A 26,261-nucleotide genomic window follows, 5' to 3' on the forward strand; every position below is an offset into this window, starting at 1 on the left:
AGTCTTCATTAAAAATTTTCAGTTTTTCCCATGTTCAATAGATTGTTACGTCAAGTGACAATCTATAGGTGCTAAAAAAATCAAATAATATTGACTAACTTGATATGCATTGAAATTAGTTTTATTCGTTATGAACCTTTTTTGATGGTCTGGGTCATAGACGAATTACTAAGTATGGATTTTTCTTGGAAGGAAGTTTGAAGTGAAAAAACATGGGTTGATTTTTTTGTTTATGCTTTTGATGGTTTCAGGAGCTGCTGCTGAAGGTTATAGGTCAATAACTAATTTTGGCTACTCCAATTTAGATTTTGATGCTGTTGATGGGGATGAGTATTTTGCGGAAACAACATATTATTTTTCTGCTAAAAGTTCACTTGGGCCTTTAGGGGAATTTGATTTTATTAATAGGTCTAGTAATTTGTCGGCAGCCTATTTTCATGGTGATACAGGTTTTCGTGATAGTGATGACTTTGCTTTGGGTGGGGAGTATTTTTCAGAAAGTGGTTTTGTGCTTGGTGGGATCCTGACAAGTTTTGGGCGTGATAGTTTTAATACGATTTCACTGGGGTATTTGTTTACACCGGATTTGTTGATGAGGTTATATAATTCAGATGGAAGTTCATCTGCAAAACTGAGTTATAATTACCAGTTGAGTAGTTCTGGTTATATTGGTTTTGATATTTCTACTGATGTTTCATTTGACTGGCAAATTTTATCTTCTAAGTACTTTTCTGAGATTGGTGATGATAAATATATATCGCTTGAGTTAAAATACTTGAATGATGATGAATGGGATGACTATTGGCGAGTAGCTTCAAATTACTATTTCACTAAAAATTCTTCTTTGAGTATTGATTATGATGAGAATAGTGATTATAAGATAGGTTTTTCTCATTTTCTTAATAGAAATATTGCGATAGAAGCTTCTTATAGCACCATTTTGGGAAACCCTTTAAGGTTTGCAAGCTTTGGCAGTGATGTTTTTGGAACTATTTGGAATGCAGATAGAGATTTAGATAAATTTGAATTGGGTGCCACTATTCAAATTTAGTTTTAGGTCGTTGGAAGGGCTTGTTTAAGTGAGCCCTTCTAGACAGGATTTAGTTTAATTGTGGCATCGAAAAGTTACAATCTGGGTTTTCAGTATTACTTTTTTAGTTGAATTCCAACTTTTTGCTGTTGATATGATATCTATTTTCAATATTCAATAATTCTAGAAACTTGGTTATCCTCAAATTCAAATACTGTTAAGTGGTTAGAGATAACGCCTTGATAGGTTTGTTGCCGCTCAAGTGAGACTGCTTTGTAACCAGCGATGATTGATATAATTTTATATCTAGCGCCAGTCATTTGATATTCTCCCTCCTTTAAATACTTTATGGAGTTGTTGTATAGGTGCTCTCTGGTGTAGGTGCCGCCATAAACTTCATGGATATAGATAAAGTCGTCTGTGTAGTGAGAAAATAGTTTGTCGATATCTTCGACTGTCGATCCCTTCATCAACATTTTGTTTTGTAGCTCATTGATAAGGACAGCTTTTTTCTTCAATTTTTCCTTTGTTAATTCCGATATTTAAGTGGCAATTGCCCCTGATGCCAGTGTAAAAAATAATAATATTATTAGTTTTTTCATCGTAATTACTTATTTTGTAAAGATCAATTCCGAGTTATTGTTGGTTTTCTTGGATGATTGTAACCATTGATAATGTTGTTTGGTTCTATTCTTTTTCTTGCTGTCTTATTTATTGTTCGGCATATCGATTAGTTTTTAGGTGTTTACTCTTTATCTGAGTTTAGAGGTTAATAGATTACTGGTTGTTTATTGGCTTTGGCGCCAACACCCTAAACGGCCTCATCATATCGTAATCCTCATGGGAGAGCAGATGACAGTGCCATACATAGAGGCCTTCTCGATCAAAGCGCGCAATTACCCGTGTTACTTGGCCGGGAAGGGCGATGACCGTATCTTTGGGGCCGCTTTCTTCTGGTTGTGGTGGAAGGGGTTTCCCTTGTAGAGATTCTATTTCTAGGCGTGCACCCTGAAATATCTTATCTGTATGCATAAATTTCTGCTGCTTGGCAATAAGTTTTCCTTTAAAAGGCTGGTGATCCAGTACCTGGAATTCCACCAGATGAATATGGATTGGATGAGCCGATACTGTAGGGTTATATATTTCCCAGATCTCAATGGCGTTGTGCTGGATTATTTCTGTAGTAGGGTCTTCAAAAAACAGGGAGCCCTCCCTTACTGGACCTAACATGAGCAGATTGCGGCCGTAGGGATCGTCCAATCGGTAGGTGGCAAGTTGTCGTGTACGACTGGCTTGGTTAAGCCTATTAAGTGGGGTGCGCAAGGGAGTATTTAGGGGGAGTTTTAAATCTCCAATGGAATTTTTAATCTCTGATTTCTGCTTATTAGAAGGGGTCTTTATCGGTGTTGAAGCAATATGGAATTGTAGGATCTGGCCTGTAGTATTTGGATCGGTAGCTGGTGTGATGCCGCCGCGCCCATCGCTTAATACGTGTTTACCATCCGGGTTATAGACAAGTGGAATTGAACTCTTTGGATCATTGGCCTCTACAAATCCTTTAAAAGGGACATCCGGCCCAAAGTTCCGCAGTGTCAGTTCACGCTCTTCATAACCACTGAAATCTACTAAAACATCTGCTCGCTCTGCGGGTGCCAATATCAACTCGTTCAATTTTACAGGGTAATCGAGAAATCCGCCGTCACCGCCGACTTGTACAAAGGGTGTATTTTCGTCGATCCTGAGTATCAGTGTGCGGGTATCAGATGCGTTGAGTAACCGAAATCGATAGACGTGTGGAGTGACACTGACTTTGGGCCAGGTCATGCCGTTTACCAGAATAATATTGCCAAAAAATTCGTCGAGATGGGACGGATTGGGCCAATTGGCCTTAACCACCTCATGGGAAACCGGTGATGGAGGCTGGTCCCTCCAGCCAGGAAAATACAGCTGCCCATCGGAGCTAAACAAGCTGTCTGTAATAGCGGCTACAAAAGTGCGCTCTTCTGCAGGGAGCAGTTTCTCCTGTATCAGACGGTCTTCATTGTCATCGCCAACCAGGTAAAAACCGAATAGACCTGCGTAAACATTAAGGCGCGTCATGCCCAGGGTGTGGTCGTGATACCAGATAGTGGCGGCATCCTGGGAGTTGTCGTATTCGTAAATCTTTTTCTCAAATAATGGTCCCGTCTCACGATAATTGCGGGTGTACCAAGCAAGGGGATTGCCGTCACTTTTCCACTCTGTATGCCCGCCGTGAAGGTGGATAACCATAGGTACAGCTTTTGGATCTTTTACGTCGGCGAGGTGAATGGATCGATCCACAGGAAATAGATGTGGACCCGGTAGCTCATTGGCCCAGTGTACAAATACCGGTTGGCCTTCTCGGGCGCGAATAGTAGGGCCAGGAGAGTGGATGCGACCTGCATATTCAAAACCCCAGGCTTTTGTCATTAAACGTTTGCCTTCCTTATCCCGTAGCCCCATCCAAACTTCAGTGGGGCGGGCGGGTAGTTTAATCGGGGCTGAGCCCTGAGGGCGGATTTCTGCGGGTATTGGCAGTTCATTGACGAACTTATCCACAGTTGCTGGATCCAGCAGCCGCAGGGGAGTTGCTTTAGCTACATCTTCAGCAGCAGTCAGGGCAAGGGGAATTAACAACAGCAGGGAAAAGATCACCCGAAACATTGGCTGTTTTTAGCAGTAAGTATTTAACAGTCAAGTATAGGTAAACAAGCGGTTTCGGCGGAGTTAACTTGGGGCAGGGAAGGGTGTACAGGGCCCTTCCCTGATGCGACCCTTCATTAGATAAAGCGATTGATCGCTGTTTTGGCATTGTCCTGATAGGTAGGATTGTCCAGGTCCGGGAAAAGCTTCCGCTGTTCACCAAGAGGTCCAGTCAATCCGCGTTCACTGCCGTAAAAAACACCTGTGCGGAAGGATGTTGTATCCAGTAGGGCATCGATATAGCGCTTGGCGCCTATTTCTACTTTGTGGACTTTGCCAAGTAGGAGCATAATCTGCATCATGCCCTTCATTATATATTGCTTGAATAACGACAGTGTATTGAAGCCCTCTGTGCCTACAGTAGCCCCGGGGCTCATGGTTACGAAGCGGATATGGGGGAATTCCCGCGCCATGGAAGACATCCATAGGGCGCCCATATACTTTATCGGACCATAGGGTACCGTAGCGTCTTTGGTACTGGCATAGAGCTTTCCTTCACAGATCTGCATAAATTCCTCCACAGAGGCGCTTTTCAGCTCTGGTCGTTTCATCCCCATCTCTTTTACACCGCGAGCGGCCTCAGAGCCGGCGTAAATAGCAGCCTGGGTTAACTTATTGGCTTTCAGCAATTCGTTAGTCAGTAGTGCATGCCCGAGCAGGTTGACGGCGAAAATTTGTGTGACTCCCTCAGGGGTCTTGTTGTAAAACTCTTTCCCCCCGGTACCGCCAGCATTCATAACCAGAGCATCAACTGGGGAGTCCAGGTTCTTAACTGCCTCTCTCACTGATTGTTGATCCGCGACATCGATCAGCAATACTTCGAAGATATTCCTGCCTGTTTCCGACACCAGATCGGCTTGGGCTTCCTTGGCTTTGTGCAGATTGCGGCAGCCGAGATAGATCTTGTTAATCTGCTGGTATTCCGCCAGTTGCTTGGCGCATTCCCTGCCTAAGCCTGCATTCGCTCCGGTAATCAAAACACTCTTAATCATCTTTCTGTCTCTGTGGATATTGGGAACTGGTGCCCGGATATGGATATACCCGGCTGTTGGAGAGAAAGATAAGCGGTTAATCGCCTCGTCTTTTGACATTTCTTGCTGTCTTAGTGGGATACCAAGACCGCAAGAAATATCAAAAATAGGGCCTTACTGGCCAATATGATTAGGTCATCACTCCAAATACGGCAAACTAAGGTGACACTATGAATCAGGCGAGTTCTATAGAAAGAAAAATTTTCCAATTGTTAGTGGTAGCGCTAGCGGTGATCTGTTTTGTACCCGGTGGTATCAGTGCATTTGGAGGGCTGAATGGCAGTGCTGCCCTGAGTGGTGGTGCTATGATTTTTGGCCCGGATAGCCCTTTGAGAGGATTTGGGGATAATCAATATCGATTTGCCTTTGGTGTTTTCTTTGCCCAGGGATTGGTTCTACTGTATTTCCTGAGCAATATCGAAAAACATAAAGCATTGTTTTACTTCGTGGCTTTATCCCTCTTTATTGGCGGTCTGGGCCGCTTAAGCAATATTCTGGAATTTGGATTGGTGGATGATCAGGTCTTACCCCCTACGATTATTGAGCTTGCGATAGTTCCACTTCTGGTTTTTTGGCATAGGCGAGTAGCCTCTCAAAGTTAGTCATTAGAAGCTCTTAGTTAAGCAACTAAAATTTATTTACACTTAAGAGGTTATTACTTTGTTACCAGTATTTTTACATATAGAGTCTTCACCAAACTTACAGGAATTGCAGGCTCTTCAGCAGTATATAGGTCTGGCACCGCAATTAATGCAACAGTATGGGGGGGTGCCTATTGCCTCTTATGATGTGGAAGAGGCCCTGGACGGGGGTCGGTCACCAAGGGCATTTGTTGTGGTATCTTTTCCGGATCGGGAGGCGATCTATGCATTCTTTAATGATCCAGCCTACCAGGCGATTATTCCTTTGAGGGACAAAGCATTTGCCCATTTACGCTTTTTTATCACTAGTGAGCGAATTTAATTTAAAGGCATACTAAACCGAGAAGGTATTGTTCGAAAATTTCACCGTCCCAACGTAGACTGGCAGTAAAGGAGCCTCTCATGCAGCGATTTTTTAAAAGTATTAACTTCGTAGAGCAGCATCTATATGACAAAATTTCTGTTCACGAAATTGCTGCTGCCTCTCATTACTCCACCTACCACTTCAGCCGTATTTTTAAGGCATTAGTGGGGGACTCACCGAAAGAGTATTTGCGTAAGCGCCGATTGACCGTCGCCGCAAAGAGGTTGTTGAGTGAAGATATTGGTATTCTTGAGCTTGCCATGGAGTGCCAATTTGACTCCCAAGAAGCGTTTACTCGCGCGTTTAAAGCTTTATTTAACGTAACCCCGGCACAGTATCGAAAGCAGCAGGATCCTTTTCGGTTGTTGTATAAGGATCAATTTAGCCCTCATATGCTGCACTTCTTGCAAAATGAGTTGTCCATGGAGCCACAAATTATTTCGCGGCCAGCGATGCAATTGGTGGGGGTAGCGCAGGAATACGACCATGAAAATCTCAGCTTGCCAAAGCTCTGGTCTGCATTTCGGCCCTACAGGGATAAAATCCCCAATCGTATCAGCGATGAATCTTTTGGTATCTATGAATGTTATGAGGAAGCGGGTGATGAAATTCAGTTTAAGTATGTCTGCTGTGCGCCGGTTGCCGACTTGACTCAGGTACCCGAGGGTATGGTGGCGCGGGAACTACCGGAGCAGCTATATGCAAAATTTGTTCACCGTGGATCTATTACCACCCTGGAACAGACATTGAAGTATATTTGGGGAAGCTGGTTGCCAAAGTCCAATTACGACTATATTGAGAGGCCAGACTTTGAGCTGTACCCACCCAGATATCAGGTTACCAGCCCGACAGCGGAAATGTTTCTCCATATCCCGGTCAAAGAAAGGCCGTAATCGCTTGGCACTAGCGTAGTTTTTTCGCTACTCAATCTTTTCGGTTGCCTGGCCGGCGTTGTATCGGTAATGCCCGGTAATTTTAAAGGAAAACAGCATGTCTTCCAGCACGGGTCCAGCCCCGATATTGTGTGCGACCAAGTACCGGTTGGTCTTTAGAGAGCGTTTCGCAGTCACAATACCGATATGTGGTAAATTACCGGGCAGCATCCAGGTAACGATGTCCCCTGGTAGATAATCCTCTGCCTTGTCACTTATTGAGAGTGATTGTCCTTTGCGAGTAAAAAAAGCCTGTAGATTGGGTACTCGCCGGTGATCAATATTTTTATCTGGCCTGGAAAGTCCCCAAATGCGTTTAGATGGGTAGGCTTGAAAATGACCCGATATATCCTCGTGAACTTCTTTTTGCAAATCGATCCCCAGCTTCCTATATGATCGAATCACTACGTCGGTACAAACACCGGTATCAGCCGGCACATCTCCATTTGGATAGGGAATAGACACATAAGCTGGATCGTAGCGTACCTTATGATAGGTTCGCTCCAGAGCAGCTTCGGCCAAAGTTATATTTTGTGCATAACTGGCGGCAGAAATCAGGGTACCCAAAAATAGAAATATCCGTTTCACTAGGGCTCCAGTTTTTTTGAGTCTAGGTTGAAATCCTATACTATCGTTTATTTACCCTGCAACACATCAATAACTATTTTACCTTTGGCTCTTCCCTTATTTAGGTAGTCGAGTGCGGCTTGAGTTTCATGTATGGGGTAGACTCTATCAATAACCGGTTTCAAAAATCCTTTCTCAAGTAATGAAGCAAGTTCTGCGAGAGTAGTGCCACTTGGCCATGAATAGACTAGTTGGAGACGCTGCCTCATCTTTTCAATTAAGGTATCTGACCCTTTAGTTTTGACGGAGACTGATACTAATAGACCATGTTTGTTAAGAACTTTGGCAGACCTTTCTAATACTTCTCCGCCTAAAGAGTCGAGTACAAGGTCATAATCCTCGAGTAATTCCTCAAATTTTTCGGTTTTATAATTGATAACAGTGTCGGCACCGAGTCGTTTGACTAATGTAAAGTTGGCATCACTGGTGGTTGTGGCTACGAAGGCGCCAATATATTTCGCTATTTGTATAGCGATAGTACCGACTCCGCCGGAGCCAGCGTGGATAAGAACTCTTTGCCCTTTCTGTAATTTTCCCACTTCAATGAGAGATTGCCAGGCTGTTAAACCCACGAGAGGGAAAGCGGCACACTCATTGTTGGAAAGATTGCAGGGGCGGATAGCTGCGTCCATTGCTTTGATTGAAGTGTATTCGGCAATCGTACCCGCTTGATTTGTATCGGGGCGTGCAAATATCAGATCGCCAATTTTAAAATTTCTGACAGCGCTGCCAATTTTTACTACTTTCCCAGTAACATCGTACCCGACAATATGCGGCATTTTTACAGGCATTACGTTTTGTAAAGCCCCCGATATTGCCCAGTTATCGAGGGGGTTGATACTGGCCGATTGTACCTTTACTAAAATACTATTTTTATCCGGTGAAGGTTTAGGCATCTCTGCAATTTCGATGGGGCTGCCATAAGACCTGATAATAGCGGCTTGCATATTTCACAGCTCTAAAATTAGAGGATTGATAGCTTTAGTGTGTTGAAAGACTTGCTAGTTTAGTAACTGTAAAAAAATAACGATTGAAAAAAGGGGCCCGAAGGCCCCTTGTAGCAGTAAATATAGCCACAATGGCTAGCGCAAGTTACTGATACAGCGGTTATATTCGCGAATATAAATCTTACCACCTACTGCAGGGTTAGCATTTGCCATATCTGCAGCGGCATTCATACAGCCTTCTACCTGGTCTCTAGTCAGACCCCAAGTTTGGGGGCGAGGTTGTGAGCCGCGGATATACATATCCCGGGGATTCTCATAACTACGAATAGAGGTGGGGGGCTGTACTCTGTAGAAATAACGGCCCTGCTCATTAAAGGCATAGAAAGTATTACCACTTTGATAATAAGTCTTGCCGAGAATTTGCACGGGTTCAGCGTTGGATGGGAGGCGCGTCATGCGGTCATCTGCATAACTGAAACCTGCGAGAGAACACAAGAGCACCATTGAAACAAGATATCGCATAACGTCTTCTCCTTCTCCTAGTTTGGCCACAAGTCTACTCAAACTGGGGGAGTGTCCCAACGTGCGGTAATGGAAGTTTCGGTTGTTGTAAAGGTATCTTTTAAGATCCGATCGAGATAACGGTTATGAATTCAATAATTATTTTTTACATGAATAGGTAAAAAACAAAAAATTTCCTAGATAGCGGTTTTCTTATAGTAATCAGGACCTTTATTTTGTTGAGGTATTTGTAAGAAAGCTAAATCGTGGAGATAAGAATCTGGGTTAGATTGAAATACAAGAAAAATAGATTGTTACCTACCATTTTAAATTGCTCTGATTAAGGGGAAGTTAAAGGGTGGTTTAAAAAATTACATTGTTGTTTAAAACTGTCAACGAGCCATAAAATTACTCAGGCGTGCCACAGGAGATCAAGAGACTTGTGAGCTGATCTCCAGCATAATGGTCAATTTCAATTTATGGCCGCTTACAAACCCCTCTTCTTAGGCTTGAGCAGAGCTTTTGAAATATAGATTTACTAATTTACAAGCCGAGATTCTGCTCTTTAGAAATGGGTCGTAGGTCCTTATGCCGTGGTTGATGAATGTTCAGCACTCGTACCAAGTAACGAGGCTCTTGTCGCACTAATAGCTGCATAATCTGATACCATCGGCGCAAACCCCTTCGCTAGATGATTTTTTATGAAACTACTGCGTTCACTTCTATTTATTGTGCTTGCCCTAATGGTGATATCTGCGCTGGCTGCGCCGGGTTTTATCGGCCCCAAAGTAGAGGAAATTTGGAAGCAGCAGTTGGGCCGCTTGCAGGGGGGGAATTCCACGGGTTACGAACGCGGATGGTTTGGTGCTGAAACCAATACTGAAGTGGCATTGCCGGATGGCACTACCCAGCTCAATACAGAGATCCATCATGGGCCGGTGTTGCTTACCTCTAAGGGGCCGCGCCTGGGTGTGGTTTATACCGAGACCCGGCTGGAGCTGGATCAACTACAGCCTGAATTGCGCGCTCAATTGGAGTCCATTTATGGCGCTTTACAGGCGAGTCCGGTAGTTCTGGAGACCCTGGTTACCGCCGACAACCGGGTGCTGAATACCCTCCGCTTAGACCCTTTCAAAAATACTGGCCCACTCGGGGAGCTGGAGTTTGACGGTGGGGAGATTGCCGTATCTACGGATTACAGCGGTGCTGTGCTGAACGGTGTCGTGGAGCTGGGAAGCTTGCGCCATATTCGCGAAGGTATCGAAGTACTGTTTACCGAGCCCCTTGAAGGCGAGTTTGAATATATGCCCGGCGAGGGCGGTAATGCGGAGCTGCGCTTGTCGTTGCTGAGGGCAGAATCAGATTCCGGGCCGGTTCAATTGCGCGATGTTACCCTGGACCTGACCTTGGAAGAATTGGCGGCACAGACCCTGAAAGTTATCAGTGACCTGAAGCTCCCCACCGTGGACTCGGCAACACCGATTACCTCTGTGCGCCAGCAGATGACTTTGCCGAGAATTAAGACTGCGGATCTGGGGCACTACCTGCGCGTATTGTTGCCGGCCCCTGAGCGGAATTGGGCCCGTGAAATGAGCCGCCCGCTGCGCCTGGAGCAACAGCTGGCGATTCAATCTCGCAATGGCCCGGTGTTAGTAGATGCTGATATCGATTGGCGGGGTATGCGCAAATCCTCCCGCCGAGGTGCCAGTGAGATCGATCAGTGGCTCAAACCGCTGGTAGGTAGTATGACCGTTAGCGCTGCAGAGCAGGCGCTCTTGCAGTCCCCCCTGGTAGGTCAGGCAATGCTTCTGCGAGATTATGGCCTGCTGATCGAAGACAAGGGTGAGCTGCAAATGTACCTCAAGGTCAATCGTGGCCAGTTGGAGGTGAATGGAGAGCAGTTGCCGGCAGACCTGTTCGTGATGGCACTTACCGGCAGGTTCTGATTGCTTGGGGGCCTGCTATTGTGAAAAAAGCAGGCCTCAAATCCCATTATCATCACAGCTGCCGTGGTCTTTTAACCCGTATTGCGCATGCCCGCTGCAATCCCTGCGATAGTGACCATCAGCGCACTTTCCAGTACCGCATCACTTTCCCGTTCGCGCAAACGTGCCATCAGCTCGGCCTGCAATAGGTGCAAAGGGTCAGTGTAGGGATCGCGCACGCGGATGGACCAGCGCATTACGGGATTGTTATCCAACAAGCTCTCCCGCCCGGTAAGCTGTTTTAGGGCCTCTACGGTGTGAGCCAGTCGCTCTCTCAAACTGACACCCAGTTGGATTAGGTCTGCATCCTGGGTGAGTCGTTCTTCGTACCAGGAGGCAACGCGGGGATCGGCCTTGGCCAGTACCATTTCTAGCATATCCACAACGCCTTGGAAAAAGGGCCATTGGCGGCTCATATCCCGCAAGATATCAGTTTCATCTGCGTGCTTGAGGGCATTCTCCAAGGCGGCGCCAGTGCCCAGCCAGGCCGGTAACATCAGTCGTATCTGGGTCCAGGCAAACACCCACGGAATCGCCCGCAGTGATTCGACACCGCCACCGGGTTTACGCCTTGCCGGGCGACTGCCCAGGGCCAGGCGGCTCAGCTCGGTTTCCGGGGTGACAGTGCGCAAGTAAGCCACCAGGGCTGGGTCATCCTGCACGACTTCCCGATAGTTGCCGACGGAGACTTCCGTGAGCCGGTCCATCTCCGCGCGCCACTCCGAACGCGGCTCTGCCGGGGGCATCAGTGTCGCCTCCAGAGTTGCGGCGACATACTGCTCCAGGTTGTAGGCGGCTACAGAGGGACGGCCGTATTTGAAGCGAATCATTTCTCCCTGTTCGGTAACGCGAATACGTCCGGCTATTGATCCCGGTGGTTGCGACAGCAGGGCCATACGAGTAGGAGAGCCGCCCCGGGATATGGAGCCGCCACGGCCGTGAAACAGAGTTAGGGGGATACCGTGGTTGCGGAATATACCGGTGAGAGCTTCCTGTGTGCGGTACTGGGCCCAGGCGGCGCCCAGGAAGCCGGCGTCCTTGGCGGAGTCCGAGTAGCCGATCATCACTTCCTGGCCATCGAGCACACGCTGCTTGTAGAGGGGGATATTCAGCAGGGTACTCATAGTGGTAGCTGCACCATCGAGATCGTCGAGGGTTTCAAACAGGGGAACCACTCGCATTGGCACCTGCACCCCGGCAATTTTTTGCAGCAGCATTACAGCGAGAACATCGGAAGGTGTGGTCGCCATTGAGATAACGTAGGCACCTAATCCCTCGGGACCCTGTTCGGCAATGACCTTGCAGGTCTGTAAGACTTCACTTACCTCTTCGTCACAGAAATCACTGCGGTAAAAGCTCTCGTCCACCAGTGGGCGGCGGCTGTCCAACTCGGACACCAGGAACTCCTGTTTCTCCTCTTCACTCCAACTGCTGTAATTGCCCATACCCAGATAGCGGGTAATGGCATCCAGGGTGTCAGCGTGGCGGGTGGATTCCTGTCGTATATCCAAGCGCAATAAAGTGATGCCGAAGCAGTTGAGTCGCCTCAGGGTATCTTTAAGTTGGCCATCGGCGATGGCTGAGAGGCCCACATCGCGCAGGGAGCGGTCGATCAGGCGCAGCTCGTCGGCCAGCTGCTCGCTGCTGGTAAACGCGAGGCCGGAAGGCTCTGCACGTCGACCAATGCGGGCCTCCATTTTTTCCCGGGTTATTTTGAGACGGTCGCGAACCTGGCGCAGCACCAGGCGATAGGGCTCGTGGCTGGGGCCAGTGCGCTGTAAAAGTTCTTCGCTGGCGCGATGCATGGACAAGTCTGCGAGCAGGTTTTCCACATCGCGCAGATAGAGGTCGGCGGCCATCCAGCGGGCTAGGTGCAGAACTTCCCGGGTGACGCTGGCGGTGACATTGGGGTTGCCGTCCCGGTCTCCCCCCATCCAAGAGGCAAAGTGGATGGGAACCCAATCAACCGGTAATGGGGGCAGCTTGGCCAGGGCCAATTCACTGTCTATTTCCCGCATACTCCTCGGAACTGCCTGCCACAGGGATTGTTCGATGGTGGCAAAGCCCCACCTGGCTTCATCAACTGGGGTGGGTCTGGAGCGGCGGATCTCGTCGGTGCTCCAGGCGGAAAGGATCTGTTCTTGTAGGTGGCGACGTAAATCCTGGGATTCTTCAGGGGTCAGGTCGGGCCTGTCCAGTGTGTTGAGCAGGTCTGCAACTCGATCGTATTTGCGAATTAGGGTACGGCGTGTCACTTCGGTGGGATGAGCGGTTAGGACCAGTTCTACGGATAACTCTTTTAGTGTCCCGTGGATTTCCTCGGGAGACTTCCCCGCTTTGCTTAACTCTGCCAGTACCTGTCGCAGGCCGCGGTCTGTATCGGGATCTCCGGGAAAGCGCTGGTGCTGGCGGTGCAGTCTCTCGCGATGGCGCTGTTCGGCAATATTGGCCAGGTTTAGAAACTGGCTGAATGCCCGGGCAACTTCCAATAGGGTCGCATCATCCAGGGGGTCGAGTAGCTCTCGCAAGTGATCGGCCTGCATCGCCCCTTTGCTGCGGCTTTCAACGGCCGCCTGACGAATATTCTCAACGGTATCAAATAGTGGCTCGCCAACTTGGTTTCGCAATACTGCGCCGAGCTCGTCACCCAGCAGGCGTACATCTTCCCGCAAGGGGGCATTCTGGTCCTGGTTCACGAATCTATTTCTCCCTGTTAACAACGCGGTGAAAGTCAATCGGATAGGCATATTCGCACACTTTGCGCTGAAGCATGCAATGTTGCAGCTGCAACTTTTGGCGAATAAGGGCTTGAGAAAGAAAATGAGGAAAGGTCGATACAGCCTTATGGCTAGTCAATCTGCTTTTGTCTTTTTCGAGGTGTGAAAGTCGCTAATTTCAGTAAGGAAACCTTGGGTTCATTTCTTACTGAGAAGTAAATGGGCCCAAGATACTGGGCCCATAAAATGAAATATTTGCCATTAATAAGCTGGGCGCCGGTCGACCAGTGTCAGCCAGCCGCGAATAACCCGATAGATTACCCATACCCAGTTAATTGCCAGAATCAGGTAGCCCAGCCCCAGTACCCAAATGGTTAGGGAGCCAACAATGGTCCACAGCAGCCAAAACCAGAAGGTGCGAATCTGCCAGCGGAAATGGGACTCGGCCAGGGTGCCGCGAATATCGCTGCGCTTAAAGTAGTTGATTAATACCCCGATAAAAAATGGTACTGCGGTAAATAAGCTGATCGCCTGGATCAGGTAAACCATGATGGCCAGGTCGCGCCCGCTTTGTTCTTGGGCTTCCTGACTGCGTTCGGGATACTGCTCTGACATAACTTGTTCTCTCTACTATTCACTCCAATATAGTGTGGTGCAAATAGTGCATTTCAACTTAGCTGCGCTGGGATGTGTTATTTGCGCGGTGGATTGCAGACGCCTTTTCCGCCCCATTATTTCCCAGTAAGAGTACTGTGGCTCGAAATCGGAGCACAGTAGGGTAGTCTATTTTAATGCCCACTCAGTGTGAACATTGCGCTCGCGCCAGGCCTTTAGCTGGCGCACAGATTCGCGCATAAGCTGTAACAGCTCTGTGCGCTGTTGGCGACAATGTTCTCTTTCACTATCGATAGAGAGGTTTGCGGCCAGGGTGCGCAAGCGAGAAGCTATTGTTTCGAGGCCGACCTCAATAGCTGAGCGAGCCAGTCTTTGTGCCTGCTGTTCTGCATCAAGCCAGTGGCGTCCAGTAATAGCGCTGGTTAATGACGTTATTTGTTTTGGCAGGGTGGCGGTGCGCTCGCTGAGTAATTCGGCAAACGTATGGTGGTCCAATGTATCCCGCAGGCGAAATAGGGTATTGGTATTAAGGAGTCGAGTGGGCTTTGCTCCCTGGGGGCCTGCAATGCCCTGGCTTCGGCGAACAGCCCAACTCAATAATTGCATCAGCTGTCGGTCGCCGATCGGGTGGGTCAATACCCCGGTAAAGCCTCTGGCCTGGTAGCGCTCCTTATCGCCAGAGCTGGCATTTTGTAAAAGGGCAAAAATAGGTAGTTCTGCACCTCTCTCCCTGCGGATTTCCCGCACTGCTTCAACACCATCCATCAACGGAAGATGGGTATCTGCCAAAATAAGATCGAAATTTTTTTGCAGTGCCGCGCTGCTCCCATCGATCCCATTGCACTCCCGTTGCACGTTATGGCCCATGGTCTCAAGGGTGGGCTGAAGGGAGTCATGCTTACTGTTTTCAACGAGTAATACAGAGAGCTGTTTGCCGGGTGCACGATGGCTTTCAGTGGGGAGTTTTAATTCTACTGTTTCAACATTACCGCACTGATGTAAGTTCTCCAGGGATTTAAGGGCGCTGTTTAATTGTCTTTTCCCGATTTCTACCAGGGCGCGCGTATTGTTGTCTTCGCTGCGAGCCAATAAATTCAAAGTGCCGAGAAGTGTATCCAGGGGATGCTGTAAGTGGTGCCGGGTTATGGTGAGGAGATCAGATTTCTCCTGGCGCAATTGTTCCAGCTCACTGAGAGCGTCGGCAAGTTGTTTTTCCAGTGCGATAAATTCGCTGTTACGACTGTGTACCTGTTGGAAAAGATTGCTATTTTCCTTGCTCAAATTTTTAAGCCGAGCATTGGTATCGAGAGTTAATTGGCGTAATTTAACTTGCCTATTTATTGCAAACGCACAAATTAGCAGTAGAAGCACAGCAGGTATTCCCATCCAAAAGAGCGGGACCTGACTTTTTAGTGTGGTAATAACATCGGCCTGTGCAGTACTCGATAAAAATACCGAACCCGAGACCAATAGGCCGAGGCATATGGCACGTAAGAATACGTGACGAGAGGGAATCCCCCCAGACAAAGTGGTTTCTATCATCCTTGTAACCAACGTTATTTGAATTGGACTAAATCCTGCAGTCCAAAAAGGGTTTATACGACTTGTTGTAATGAATACCCAGGCACACCGGAGATTTTTGATACTGCAATAAGCCCGCTTTTGGTACAAGAAAAATTTTGCTTCTGCTGTGAGGGGAGCAGAGGCGCTTCAGTTAACTTGCCGATAGAAGAGTTGCCGGCTGGCCCCGTCTGTTCTGCCTTGAGGTTGAGCGGCCGGGTTGTTGGGCGTGAAGTTAATCAGCAGATTGCATCTGATTACATAGAGGGATCTAGCAGCAATTTACTAGATTATATGGGTAGATTAGCGACAGCTCCTGAACAAATTACGCCGGAGCTGTCGTGAGGAAATAGTATTCAGGCGGCTTGGGGAATGCGCTCTTGCAGCAATTGCAACATACGCTCTGAGGGAAGGAAAAGGCGAATACCATCGCAGTGTGCGAGCAGTTCCCGATAAAAATAATCGAAATGGGTGCACCCCAAAATCAGGATCTGTACGCCGCTTTTCACCAATGCCGCGACCAAGTCATCAAGGGCATGTTGGCGAACAATCATTTCTGCGGCGAGGCCGTCCTCGATATCTTCCACAATTTGCAAGTTGCCAATACCGATGACTTTGGCGGTTGTATTGCGCTCGAGTATTTCCCGCTCGATATTGGCGCAGCTCTGGCAGTTGGCGGCCAACAGTCCAAAGTTGCGATAGCGCTGGGTAAGCTCAGCGTAGACTTCGAGAGGGGATACCACCTCAATGGGGGAGGCAGCTTTTACCGCCGCCATATCCACAGCGCCGGAAAGTGAGTTGCAATAGATCATGGCCGCTTCTGCACCGGCTTGGTACAGCTGCTCAATGGCTTCGATCAATTGTTGGGTAAGGGCGTCGCGCTCCAGCGCCTGCAATTGAGTCTGGGCCTGGGGAGAGGAAGATAGGGACAGGCCCACGCCACGAAGTTGGCGCGCGGCGAGGAAGTCCAATCCGAAGCGGGTATCTGTGGGGGTGCCGGCGACCACACCAACGGTCATGGAACTGTTTTCAATGGCGTTATCGGTCAACACAGTCATGTTCCTCTCTCGTAATGCCTAATCGAGTATCGGTGACCCCTCAGGCAGCGCGTTTGCTCCACAGGGGGACAAGCGTATTAATCCACACTCGGCGCACCCAGTCGAGATAAATTCCGTAGGGGCGGCCAAGAGCTCCCGCGATGAGCATAAAAGTAATACTGGCGGTGGCAATTTCGTCCCAGCTGGCCCCACCGAGGCGCATATTGGCCATATATAGCGGGAACTGGAAGCTGAGGAATACAAAGGTGTCTACCAGATAGGCATTGATAAAGCCGCCGCCCCCAAAACGGTTCACAATCCAGTTGCGATACATACTGAATGGACGGGCGATAAGGGTATTGAATACCAGGGCCATCAGGCGAACTTTCAGGTGTTCGCTCCAACTCATACCCGCCAGAACCAGCTCGATGGGGATCGCTACAGCCCAAGAGAAGCTATTCATGGCGAAGATGTCCAGCATAAAGTCCCAGCGGCGCGCACCAGAAGCCTTTTCATCTGGGGCATCTGGACTGGATGGGGATAGTGCGGGCGCGGACATTGGGCAAACAACCTCGTAGACAGTGGCCGCCTAAACGACTTTGGCGACAGGCCGGCGATTATATCTCCAATTTGCATAAAAGCTAGCCTTACATCTCGACTGATAGTTTCTACCGATACATTTGTCCTATTTTTTAATGATTTCTTAATCTAATTATCTTGTTGTGGAAATCTGGCAGCTGGTCACGAATGGCTGGCACCGGTTAATATGCAACTCTTTGCATAAGATGAGTTGGAGTTTTCATGTCCCTGCGCTTTGCCGTTCTCACCTTGCTGGATATTGAGCCCGGCAGTGGTTATGACCTTAAGCGGCGCTTTGAGCGCAGCGTCTCCCACTTCTGGAGTGCCAGCCATCAGCAAATGTATCGTGAGCTGCACAAGTTACATGAGGAGGGCCTGCTGGACTGTGAGGAGCAAGCCCAAGAAGGCAAGCCGGACAAGAAGGTCTATAGCCTCACGGATCTAGGCCGCGCCGAGCTGCGTGATTGGGTCACTCAGCCCAGTGCGCCGCAGAAGATTCGCGAGCCTTTCCTGGTGCGTATGTTCGCCGGTCACAACCTGAGCAAGGATGAAATGCGAGGTGCTCTGGAGGCCCAACTGCGCCAACATCGCAGCTCCCTGGAAAGTTACCAGGAGCAAAATGAGCGGGTATTAAAGAGTGATACAGCACTCCAGGAGCGTTACTGGTTGGCACATCAAACCCTGCTTTTGGGTATTGAGGCGGAAAAGACCTGGATCAGTTGGGCAGAAGGCCTGCTGAGTGAGCTTGAAGAGTCCGTAAAAAAATAACCGCTACTCGCTTGGAATGACGTGCCCGAATCTGGCCAGCGATGCCGTTTGGTGTTCAGTAACCTCGCTCTTTTAGCAAGTGGGGTGACCTTAGCCATGACTTTTACCGTAACACCTATCCGCGAAGATTTTTTAGAAAAGGTTCGTCAAGCAGGTCTAGATGATCTAGGGCAGCCGGTGCGGCAGCTGAGCGCCCAGGGCGGTGAGCCATGTCGTGATGTGCGACGGCGCGCACGGCCGGGGGAGAAAATCTTCCTGGCGAGCTACTGCCCTTTCTCTTTTGCCGGTCCTTACCGGGAATACGGGCCTGTATTTGTACTGGCGCAGCCGCAGCCGGAACAAGACTTCAGAGCACAGGACAGCTTCCCCCCGCTAAATAATAATGCGGAAGATTATTTCAAGAGTGGTGTGCCACTAGTGCTTCGCGCCTATAGCGCTGAAGAGCACATCGTGTCTGCGAAATTGGTGGGCCCTGAACAAATAAAAACAGAAGTGAGTGAATATTTTATGCAGGATGAGATTGATTTCGCTCTGCTGCGCTTCGCTGCTTATGGTTGCTATGCGCTGCGGCTGGATCGCGCATAGTTTTAATAGATATTTGTGAAGGCCAGGTCGCCGGTTAATAAAATCCTGATGTCAGTGGGAGTGAGAACCACCGGTCTTTTTAGTAGTTGTTTCGGAGTTCAGTATTTATTCCCGAACTCCGAAAATATTTCAAAATTAAATGGAGATTTTTTCCAATACCAAGCTGCCAATGGAATAGCCCGCGCCAAAGGAACAGATAATTCCCCGGTCACCGACCTGCAAGTCATCGCTGTGTAAATTAAACGCGATAACTGAGCCGGCACTTGCCGTGTTGGCGTAGCGGTCCAGAACGATGGGCGCGCGCTCAACGCTTGCATTGTCACCCATTAGCTTCTTGGCGATCAGGTTGTTCATATTGATATTGGCCTGATGGAGCCAGTAGCGGCGCACGCTGTGAGGATCGGTGTCCGTCTCTTGCAGGTGGGCTTCAATATGAGACGCCGCCATGGGGCAAACTTCTTTAAATACCTTTCGGCCATTCTGGCGGAACAACTTACCGGGACCAAATGGGTCCACATCGGCGGCGCGAGCGGTGTAGCCAAAGTTCGAACGGATATTGTTGGAGAAAACGGTTTTCGCTTTGGTGCCGAGAATTTCCCAGGCGCTTTCGACAGTACAGGTTTCTCTGCGCTCGATAATGCTGGCTACGGCTACATCGCCAAAGATAAAGTGGCTGTCTCGGTCGGTGTAATCCACTTGTGGTGAGGCCAGCTCGGCATTGATGACCAGTACAGTTTTGGCTGAGCCTGAGCAGATCGCATCCACCGCACGCTGAAGTGAGAAGGTGGCTGAGGAGCAAGCCACTTCCATATCAAAGGCAAAACCATCGATACCCAGTGCACCTTGGATTTCAATAGCAATAGCGGGGTAGGCGCGCTGCATATAGGAGGCACCGACAATGACCAAATCAATGTCAGACGCCTGCTTGCCGGCTTTCTCCAGAGCTAGTCTGGCGGCCTTTAAACCCATTTCGGCTTGTACACTCAGCTCGTCATCTGCGCGCTCGGGAATAAGGGGGCGCATACGCTTCGGATCAAGAATGCCATCGCGGGTCACCACATAGCGGCTCTTGATGCCTGAGGCCTTCTCGATAAATTCTGCAGAAGAGAAAGGTTTTGCTGCGCGCTCACCGGCCTCAATCTCTTGAGCATGCTCAAGATTGTACTGCTCGGCATGGGTGTTATAGGCATCTACCAACTCTTCATTGCTAATAGATTCCGGTGGGGTCCACAGGCCTGTGCCGCTGATGACAATGCCCCGTGGCAACTTGTATTCACTCATCGCTGAATTCCTGGCCCGCGACAACAGAAATGCGGGCAATTTAGTCGCTGTTAGAACCTTAGCAGTGCTGGCAGGTGAGGGACTGAGGCGCCAGAACGGCAAGGTAAGCTATTGTGACGTTGGGGTGACTATGGGTCTATTTGTAGTCGCGCCGAACAGTCATGGCGTTCTGGCCAAAACGAAGGCGCTGACCTGTTTTGCCCCGGCTGTGAGTAGCTGGCGAGTGATGACTTCGAGGGTCGCTCCCGTGGTCACAACATCGTCTACCAGGCCGATATGGGCACCCGATATTTCTCCGCGCACGGTAAAGCTGTCAGACAGGTTTTTCAGCCGTTGGTTGCGGCTGAGTTGAGACTGGGTTTTGGTGGATGTTGTTTTGCGCAGTAGTTGCAGATCTACTGGCAGGCACCAGTATTGCCCCAGCCCACTGGCAATAAGTTGAGCCTGGTTGTAACCGCGTTGCCAATAGCGACGCCAGTGCAGAGGAACCGGGGTAAGTATGTCAGGCATATCCTCTGGAGGCCCCAATTGGCGGGCAGCTAGCTGTATAAGGCTGTGTCCGGCGGCCAGGTCCCGGTGGTATTTGAAATGTTGGATTAAGTGGTTGATTGGGTAAGCGTATTGCCAGGCAGCACTGATCTTCTTTAAGGCGGGTGGCCTCTGTAAACAGGCCGCGCAAATATTATCTTTTGCCGCCGCCAAGGGTAGGGCGCAGTAGCGGCAGCCGCGGCCTAGCGCCGGTAGCTCCTGAGTGCAGGCAGAACAGATTCCAACCTCTCCTGATGCTCCGCCGCACAGCAGGCAGCGGGCCAGACTTTGGGCAAGTTTTCTACTGAAAAGCTTGTAAACCATGTCGTCTTTTCCGAGTTGACAGCGGTTTGGCCGTGGCTAAACTGGCCAGTCTGGTGGATTGAACGGCAGACGCTGAATTAGAGCTCGCTGATCGATGCCGCTAGGGCCTGCTAACAGGCTGTGAGTATCCGATTTTAATAAGCAACAGAGAGAGTACGCCCTGTGACTGCCGCCCAGCAAATGCCCGCCGCAGAGATCCGCCACGACTGGACCCGCCAGCAGGTACTGGACCTCTTCGCCATGCCGTTTAGCGACTTGATGTTTACCGCGCAGCAAGTGCACAGAGCTTATTTTGATGCCAATCGGGTACAGGTCAGTACCCTTTGCTCTATCAAGACCGGTGCTTGCCCTGAGGATTGTGCCTACTGTCCCCAAAGTGCCCGCTATGACACCGGGCTGGAGCGGGAAAAACTGATGAAGGTTGAAAAGGTATTGCAGGAGGCAAGGGCGGCTAAGGCCGGTGGTGCTACCCGCTTCTGCATGGGGGCCGCCTGGCGCTCTCCCAAGAAAAAAGATATGCCTTACGTGACCCAGATGGTACGAGAAGTAAAGGCGTTGGGTATGGAAACCTGTATGACCCTGGGCATGCTAAATGATGATCAGGCCCAGGAGTTGGCGGATGCAGGCCTCGATTACTACAACCACAATTTGGATACTTCGCCGGAATATTACGGTGAGATTATTACCACTCGCACCTACCAGGATCGCCTGGAAACCTTGGGGCGTGTGCGCTCAGCGGGAATGAAGGTCTGTGCTGGTGGCATTGTGGGAATGGGTGAAGGCGATAAAGATCGCGCCGGGTTATTGATGCAATTGGCGAACCTGCCGGAGCACCCCGAATCAGTGCCCATCAATATGCTGGTAAAAGTCGCAGGTACCCCGCTGGAAGAACAAAAGGACCTGGATCCCTTCGAATTTATTCGCTGCATTGCTGTGGCCCGTATCATGATGCCGAAATCCCATGTGCGCCTGTCCGCCGGTCGCGAGCAGATGAGCGATGAGATGCAGGCAATGGCTTTTCTTGCCGGCGCCAACTCTATTTTCTACGGTGAAAAACTGCTGACGACTGCGAATCCGGAAGCTAACGAAGATATGCAGTTGTTCAGTCGCCTGGGTATTAAGCCAGAAGAGTATCAGCAGTACGCCGATGAGGCTGAGGTGGAAGCAGAATTGAACGCGCAGATCACCGAACAGCAAAATGATGCTTTCTTCTACGACGCGGCCAAATGACCCTGAATGAAGTCCTGCAACAGCGCCTCGCCGAGCGCCGCCAGCAGAATCTGTACCGGGAACTAAAAACCCTCGATCGTGCACCCGGGCCGCGAGCCCGGGTCGATGGGCGGGAGCTACTGGTATTTAGCAGTAACGACTACTTGGGGCTTGCCAGCCGCGAGGAAGTCATCGCAGCACAGAAGACGGGAGCAGAGTGTGGTGCAGGTGCCACAGCCTCTCACTTGGTTAATGGTCACCTGGATATTCATCACCGCTTGCAGCAGTGCATCGCCGAAGTAAGTGGGCGAGAAGCGGCGCTGATATTCTCGAGTGGCTACATGGCGAATATCGGCACTATTTGTGCCCTGTTGGGGCGGGCCGACAATATTGTTTCGGACAGGCTTAATCACGCCTCACTGATTGACGGTGCCCGCTTGAGTGGCGCCAACAGTCTGCGCTTTGCCCATAACGATCTCGCTGGCCTTGAACGCCAATTGCAGCGCGCTACTAGCCGGGGTGGCAATACCTTGGTAGCGGTAGATGGTGTTTACAGCATGGATGGTGATTTGGCCCCTCTGGCTGAGATTGCCACTCTGTGTAAGCAATACAACGCCTGGTTAATGGTTGATGAGGCCCACGGCTTTGGCGTAATGGGTAGTGAAGCATACCCACTGGCGGGCAGCTGTGCCCTGGCGGGGCTGACCCAGGAACAAGCCCCGGTTGTGATGGGTACCTTGGGTAAAGCGGTTGGCAATGCCGGTGCCTTTATTGCGGGCTCCTGGGCACTGATAGATTTCCTCACCCAGTTTGCGCGGCCCTATATCTATACCACCGGAATGACGCCAGCAGTGGCTGCCGGTGCCTTGGCTGCTATCGAATTGATTCGCGATGAGCCTCAGTTACAAGGGCGCTTGCGGGTAAATATCGCTTATTTCCGCCGCAGGGCACTACAGCTCGGCTTACCTCTACAGGCGTCGGCCAGTGCGATACAGCCGCTGGTGTTGGGCTGTGGAAACACCGTGATGGCGGTTGCCAGAGAATTGCAGGAGCGCGGATTCCTGGTGGGTGCCATTCGCCCGCCTACAGTGCCGCTGGGCACTGCACGCTTGCGCATTACCCTGAGCGCGGCTCACCGGGCCGAGGATATCGACGAGCTACTAGGCGCGCTGCAGCAGATTTTGCAGGGCGCAGGGGTACTGGATAAGTGACACAGGTTGAACACTTGGTTTTCCTGCACGGGTGGGGCGGGAATGCACTCCTTTGGCAGTCGCTTGTAAAAACCCTCGAGAGCCGTACAGAAGTCCAGCTCCACTGTATTGAGTTACCTGGCTTTGCGACACAGGGTGCTGAAGATTGGCCCCCGCTAGAAGCTTTGCTGCAGAAGCTTTACCTGCAGCTTCCCCCTCGCTGCATTCTGGTTGGCCACTCCCTCGGCGGCATGTTGGCTGTTCGCTTGGCTTCTATGGTGGAGCAGGACAAAGTGTTGGGTCTAGTGACCATAGCTGCCAATGCCTGCTTTGTGGAACGAGATGGCTGGCCGGGCATGGCCGAGAGCACTTTCGAGGCATTTTTCGATGCTTTTACATCATCTCCGGAGAGTACCTGGGAGCGATTTTGCTCGCTGCAGGCACGGGGTGATAGCGCCATGCGCTCTTTGCTTAAAGACCTCAAGGCACAAAAACCTCAAATAAATAGTGATGCCTGGCGGGAAGCATTGTGCTGTCTGGCAGAGTTGGATAACCGCCAATACCTGGAAAATCTGTCCGTGCCGGCACAGCATCTGTTTGGCAGCAGGGATGCCCTGGTTCCCATTGAAGCTGCTCGGTCCATTGAGGCGTGTGGGGGCACCGTCAAAGTCATACCCGAGACGGGCCATTTACCCCATTGCACCAAGGCTGACATCGTCGCTGAATATCTATTCGAGCTTCTCGAGTCTATTGGGAATCCCCCGGCTGAGCCGTTTGATAAGGCTGCGGTAGCTCGCTCTTTTACCCGGGCAGCACAGGGCTATGATGATTGCGCCCATCTGCAGCGGGCAGTCTGCCGGCAACTGTTGGCCCAAGCCGATGACAGCTGGGCACCCCGTACGATCCTCGATTTGGGCAGTGGCACCGGATTCGGTACTGAACTGTTACGGCGGCATTTTCCTAAGGCGCAAATTATTGCCCTGGATCTGGCGGAGGGGATGCTGAAATTTGCCCGGACGCAAAGACCCGAAGCTGATGGTTACATTGCGGCCGATGCCGAACAGTTACCCCTGGCGGCGGGTAGTATTGATTTGGTGTTTTCAAGTATGGCGCTGCAATGGTGCTACCGTCTGCCGCAATTGTTTGCTGAGTTGCAGCGAATACTGACCCCTGAAGGGCGGTGCCTGGTTGCCACCCTTGGCCCTAAAACCCTGGTGGAATTGAAACAGAGTTGGGCCCAAGTGGATGGGGGTGTACATGTCAATCAGTTCCTGCCCGCCGAGCAATGGCGTGAAGCGGCACTGCACAGTGGTCTCAGCGGATTGGTTACGGATGAATTGCGCCTACTGCACTTTGATAGCCTGCGACGGTTGATGCGGGAGCTTAAGGGAGTGGGTGCACACAATATTAACCGGGCGGCGGATAAAGGTATGACCGGTCGCCGCAAACTGCAGCGCTTGTCCGTGGCCTATGAAAATAAGCGGGAAGAGCGTGGATTGCCGGTAACTTACGAGGTGATCTATATGAATCTCACCGCTTGCAGGGCAAAAAAATCCGGCTGACCTGCGCCTATCGCAACGCAGGGAGCCGGGTGCAAGATTGAAGAGATCAGGGGTAGATGTCGATAGGGATTGGCGTCTTCACCAGAGCCCAGATTTCGTCCATTTCGCGATTGGAGGCCACGGCGATACAACCATCAGTCCAGTTGGTGCGACGCAGATGTCTTTCCATGTAGGACCACTGGGGCTTGATACCGTGGATCATAATGTCACCGCCGGGACTGACCCCCATTTTGGCTGCCCGTGCACGGTCCTGCTTGTTGGGATAGGACACGTGGATTGAACGGTAAAAGCGGCTGTTGGGATTCTTCCAGTCCAGTGTGTAGCGGCCTTCAGGGGTGCGTTCGTCCCCCTGGCGAACCTTGTGTCCCCTGGGGTTATCGCCAAAAGACACGGTATAGCTTTTCACGACACGGCCGTCCCGTATCAGCTGCATGAGTTTCTTGGACTTATAAACTACGACGTGGTCAACGGGATCAACTTTCGCTGAAGCAAAGATTGGCACCAGTAGGAGCAGGGCAAAGGTCAAGTATCGCATGGTCTTTAAGCAGTTCGGGTAGTTGTCGGTTATTTCGCAATGACACCGCATCCCTGCTGTCTGTCCCCTTTAAAAGGGGGTTATTGTGTGAGCGCAACCCCGTGCCTTCTTATCGATGTACGGCTTGATTTGTTCAAAATTTGCGCTACCCGGTTAATTTATCACCATCTAAGTGGCGTGAAAAGTCACGTCATGAAAAAAGTTAACTTTTATTGGAGGAGGGGGTTAGGCCTTGGCAAAAACCTATTTTATCGCCGGTACTGACACCGAGGTCGGCAAGACATATGTGAGCGCCGCACTGTTATCGGCAGCGGCGGAGGCAGGCTTGCAAACGGCGGCAGTGAAGCCTGTGGCGTCTGGATGTGAGCACACGGATGATGGCCTGCGCAATGAAGATGCCCTTTTGCTCCAGGAAGCGATGACTCTGAAGCTGCCCTACCAGCAAGTAAACCCTTTTGCCCTGGAGCCCGCTATTGCTCCGCATATAGCGGCCGCAGAGGTGGGTAAGCAGTTAAATGTTGCGCGGATGGCTGGCGTCTGCCGGGGAGTGATGTCTGCAGGGGCCGACCTGGTTTTGATCGAAGGTGCTGGTGGCTGGCGCACACCTCTGGGCCCTAGGAGTTTTCTGTCCCAGTTGCCCCGGGAACTAAACCTACCGGTCATACTCGTGGTGGGCATGCAACTTGGCTGTATCAACCATGCATTACTCACAGTAGAGGCAATCCGCTGTGATGGGCTTCCGTTAGTGGGTTGGGTAGCCAACTTTGTACGTGGTGAGGGTATGGCTCGCGCAGAGGAGAATCTGCATACCCTTAAGGCTCTACTGCCGGCTCCTCTTCTAGGCTCTCTTCCATTCGATAGCGCCGCGAACTATCGCAATGCTGCCCAGTACCTGGATATCGATAGGTTAATTGCCCAAGCCGATCACTGATGGGGCGGTAGGGTAAGGAGAAGGCGCAAAATGCTGTCCTTAGAAGGTGATATTACTA

25 protein-coding genes are annotated in these 26,261 nt (G+C 50.3%); 11 read left to right on the forward strand and 14 right to left on the reverse strand.

Going from position 1 to position 26,261, the window contains the following annotated elements; all coding sequences use genetic code 11:
* Positions 1–202: 202 nt before the first annotated feature.
* Positions 203–1,051: a putative porin gene (locus ACJJI4_RS22430; protein ID WP_444926518.1), complete on the forward strand. Its 849-nt coding sequence runs from the start codon at positions 203–205 to the stop codon at positions 1,049–1,051.
* Between the two features lie 146 nt (positions 1,052–1,197).
* Here ACJJI4_RS22430 and ACJJI4_RS22435 read toward each other — a convergent pair whose 3' ends face one another.
* From ACJJI4_RS22435 to ACJJI4_RS22445, 3 genes are all read right to left on the reverse strand, one after another.
* The gene (locus ACJJI4_RS22435; RefSeq protein WP_444926519.1) at positions 1,198–1,548 is read right to left on the reverse strand and encodes a nuclear transport factor 2-like protein; all 351 of its coding nucleotides are present in this window, start codon (positions 1,546–1,548) and stop codon (positions 1,198–1,200) included.
* A 259-nt stretch (positions 1,549–1,807) separates the two neighbouring features.
* A complete protein-coding gene (locus ACJJI4_RS22440; protein WP_444926520.1) occupies positions 1,808–3,715 on the reverse strand; it encodes a multicopper oxidase family protein in 1,908 nt (635 codons plus the stop codon).
* A 116-nt stretch (positions 3,716–3,831) separates the two neighbouring features.
* The gene (locus tag ACJJI4_RS22445) at positions 3,832–4,845 is read right to left on the reverse strand and encodes an SDR family NAD(P)-dependent oxidoreductase (RefSeq protein ID WP_444926521.1); all 1,014 of its coding nucleotides are present in this window, start codon (positions 4,843–4,845) and stop codon (positions 3,832–3,834) included.
* Between the two features lie 110 nt (positions 4,846–4,955).
* On the opposite strand from ACJJI4_RS22445, the gene ACJJI4_RS22450 reads away from it, so the two are divergent.
* From ACJJI4_RS22450 to ACJJI4_RS22460, 3 genes are all read left to right on the forward strand, one after another.
* Entirely contained in the window at positions 4,956–5,387 is a 432-nt protein-coding gene (locus tag ACJJI4_RS22450; RefSeq protein WP_143729557.1) for a DUF4345 domain-containing protein, read from the forward strand.
* Positions 5,388–5,445: 58 nt separating this feature from the next.
* Positions 5,446–5,748 carry a DUF1330 domain-containing protein gene (locus ACJJI4_RS22455; protein ID WP_282934534.1) on the forward strand — a complete coding sequence of 101 codons (303 nt, stop codon included), beginning with the start codon at positions 5,446–5,448 and terminating at the stop codon, positions 5,746–5,748.
* Positions 5,749–5,828: 80 nt separating this feature from the next.
* Complete coding sequence (locus ACJJI4_RS22460; RefSeq protein ID WP_413664174.1) at positions 5,829–6,683, forward strand: AraC family transcriptional regulator; 855 nt, start codon at positions 5,829–5,831, stop codon at positions 6,681–6,683.
* A 27-nt stretch (positions 6,684–6,710) separates the two neighbouring features.
* On the opposite strand, the gene ACJJI4_RS22465 is transcribed toward ACJJI4_RS22460, so the two are convergent.
* The 3 genes from ACJJI4_RS22465 to ACJJI4_RS22475 all read right to left on the reverse strand — a co-directional run bounded on the left by ACJJI4_RS22465 (position 6,711) and on the right by ACJJI4_RS22475 (position 8,818).
* Positions 6,711–7,310 (reverse strand): DUF1287 domain-containing protein, encoded by a 600-nt coding sequence (locus tag ACJJI4_RS22465; protein ID WP_413664175.1) that lies wholly within the window; start codon positions 7,308–7,310, stop codon positions 6,711–6,713.
* Between the two features lie 47 nt (positions 7,311–7,357).
* A complete protein-coding gene (locus ACJJI4_RS22470) occupies positions 7,358–8,296 on the reverse strand; it encodes an NADP-dependent oxidoreductase (RefSeq protein WP_444926522.1) in 939 nt (312 codons plus the stop codon).
* A 135-nt stretch (positions 8,297–8,431) separates the two neighbouring features.
* Positions 8,432–8,818, reverse strand: a complete 387-nt coding sequence (locus ACJJI4_RS22475) for a hypothetical protein (RefSeq protein ID WP_282934530.1) — start codon at positions 8,816–8,818, stop codon at positions 8,432–8,434.
* 680 nt (positions 8,819–9,498) lie between these two features.
* Between ACJJI4_RS22475 and ACJJI4_RS22480 the strand changes: the two genes are divergently transcribed.
* Positions 9,499–10,743, forward strand: coding sequence for a DUF945 family protein (locus ACJJI4_RS22480; RefSeq protein ID WP_444926523.1), 1,245 nt, complete (start codon positions 9,499–9,501; stop codon positions 10,741–10,743).
* 71 nt (positions 10,744–10,814) lie between these two features.
* Here ACJJI4_RS22480 and ppc read toward each other — a convergent pair whose 3' ends face one another.
* The 5 genes from ppc to alaE all read right to left on the reverse strand — a co-directional run bounded on the left by ppc (position 10,815) and on the right by alaE (position 17,270).
* Entirely contained in the window at positions 10,815–13,478 is a 2,664-nt protein-coding gene (ppc, locus tag ACJJI4_RS22485; RefSeq protein ID WP_444926524.1) for a phosphoenolpyruvate carboxylase, read from the reverse strand.
* A 282-nt stretch (positions 13,479–13,760) separates the two neighbouring features.
* Complete coding sequence (locus ACJJI4_RS22490; RefSeq protein ID WP_444926525.1) at positions 13,761–14,114, reverse strand: DUF4870 family protein; 354 nt, start codon at positions 14,112–14,114, stop codon at positions 13,761–13,763.
* 168 nt (positions 14,115–14,282) lie between these two features.
* Entirely contained in the window at positions 14,283–15,656 is a 1,374-nt protein-coding gene (locus tag ACJJI4_RS22495; RefSeq protein ID WP_444895363.1) for a response regulator, read from the reverse strand.
* 374 nt (positions 15,657–16,030) lie between these two features.
* Positions 16,031–16,732, reverse strand: coding sequence for an aspartate/glutamate racemase family protein (locus ACJJI4_RS22500; RefSeq protein WP_444926526.1), 702 nt, complete (start codon positions 16,730–16,732; stop codon positions 16,031–16,033).
* A 40-nt stretch (positions 16,733–16,772) separates the two neighbouring features.
* On the reverse strand, positions 16,773–17,270 hold the full coding sequence (gene alaE / locus ACJJI4_RS22505) for an L-alanine exporter AlaE (protein ID WP_444926527.1): 498 nt from the start codon (positions 17,268–17,270) through the stop codon (positions 16,773–16,775).
* Between the two features lie 242 nt (positions 17,271–17,512).
* On the opposite strand from alaE, the gene ACJJI4_RS22510 reads away from it, so the two are divergent.
* Both ACJJI4_RS22510 and ACJJI4_RS22515 read left to right on the forward strand, forming a co-directional pair.
* Positions 17,513–18,058, forward strand: a complete 546-nt coding sequence (locus ACJJI4_RS22510; RefSeq protein WP_444926528.1) for a PadR family transcriptional regulator — start codon at positions 17,513–17,515, stop codon at positions 18,056–18,058.
* 96 nt (positions 18,059–18,154) lie between these two features.
* Positions 18,155–18,643: a DUF1203 domain-containing protein gene (locus ACJJI4_RS22515; protein ID WP_444926529.1), complete on the forward strand. Its 489-nt coding sequence runs from the start codon at positions 18,155–18,157 to the stop codon at positions 18,641–18,643.
* A gap of 135 nt (positions 18,644–18,778) precedes the next feature.
* On the opposite strand, the gene ACJJI4_RS22520 is transcribed toward ACJJI4_RS22515, so the two are convergent.
* Positions 18,779–19,924 (reverse strand): beta-ketoacyl-ACP synthase III, encoded by a 1,146-nt coding sequence (locus ACJJI4_RS22520; protein WP_413664188.1) that lies wholly within the window; start codon positions 19,922–19,924, stop codon positions 18,779–18,781.
* 159 nt (positions 19,925–20,083) lie between these two features.
* Positions 20,084–20,776, reverse strand: a complete 693-nt coding sequence (locus tag ACJJI4_RS22525) for a ComFC family protein (protein WP_444926530.1) — start codon at positions 20,774–20,776, stop codon at positions 20,084–20,086.
* A 180-nt stretch (positions 20,777–20,956) separates the two neighbouring features.
* Between ACJJI4_RS22525 and bioB the strand changes: the two genes are divergently transcribed.
* The 3 genes from bioB to bioC are packed head-to-tail and all read left to right on the forward strand — an operon-like array spanning position 20,957 to position 24,737.
* Positions 20,957–22,006, forward strand: coding sequence for a biotin synthase BioB (bioB, locus tag ACJJI4_RS22530; RefSeq protein ID WP_413665834.1), 1,050 nt, complete (start codon positions 20,957–20,959; stop codon positions 22,004–22,006).
* Entirely contained in the window at positions 22,003–23,196 is a 1,194-nt protein-coding gene (gene bioF, locus ACJJI4_RS22535; protein WP_444926531.1) for an 8-amino-7-oxononanoate synthase, read from the forward strand. Before bioB ends, bioF begins: the two co-directional genes overlap by 4 nt.
* Positions 23,193–24,737, forward strand: a complete 1,545-nt coding sequence (gene bioC, locus ACJJI4_RS22540) for a malonyl-ACP O-methyltransferase BioC (RefSeq protein ID WP_444926532.1) — start codon at positions 23,193–23,195, stop codon at positions 24,735–24,737. The genes bioF and bioC overlap by 4 nt, the downstream gene beginning before the upstream one ends.
* A gap of 46 nt (positions 24,738–24,783) precedes the next feature.
* Here bioC and ACJJI4_RS22545 read toward each other — a convergent pair whose 3' ends face one another.
* Entirely contained in the window at positions 24,784–25,272 is a 489-nt protein-coding gene (locus ACJJI4_RS22545) for a L,D-transpeptidase family protein (protein WP_282934516.1), read from the reverse strand.
* Between the two features lie 232 nt (positions 25,273–25,504).
* On the opposite strand from ACJJI4_RS22545, the gene bioD reads away from it, so the two are divergent.
* Entirely contained in the window at positions 25,505–26,203 is a 699-nt protein-coding gene (gene bioD / locus ACJJI4_RS22550; RefSeq protein WP_444926533.1) for a dethiobiotin synthase, read from the forward strand.
* Positions 26,204–26,261 lie beyond the last annotated feature (58 nt).

The sequence above is a fragment of the Microbulbifer maximicatervae (SeqCode) genome (genome assembly GCF_052467305.1).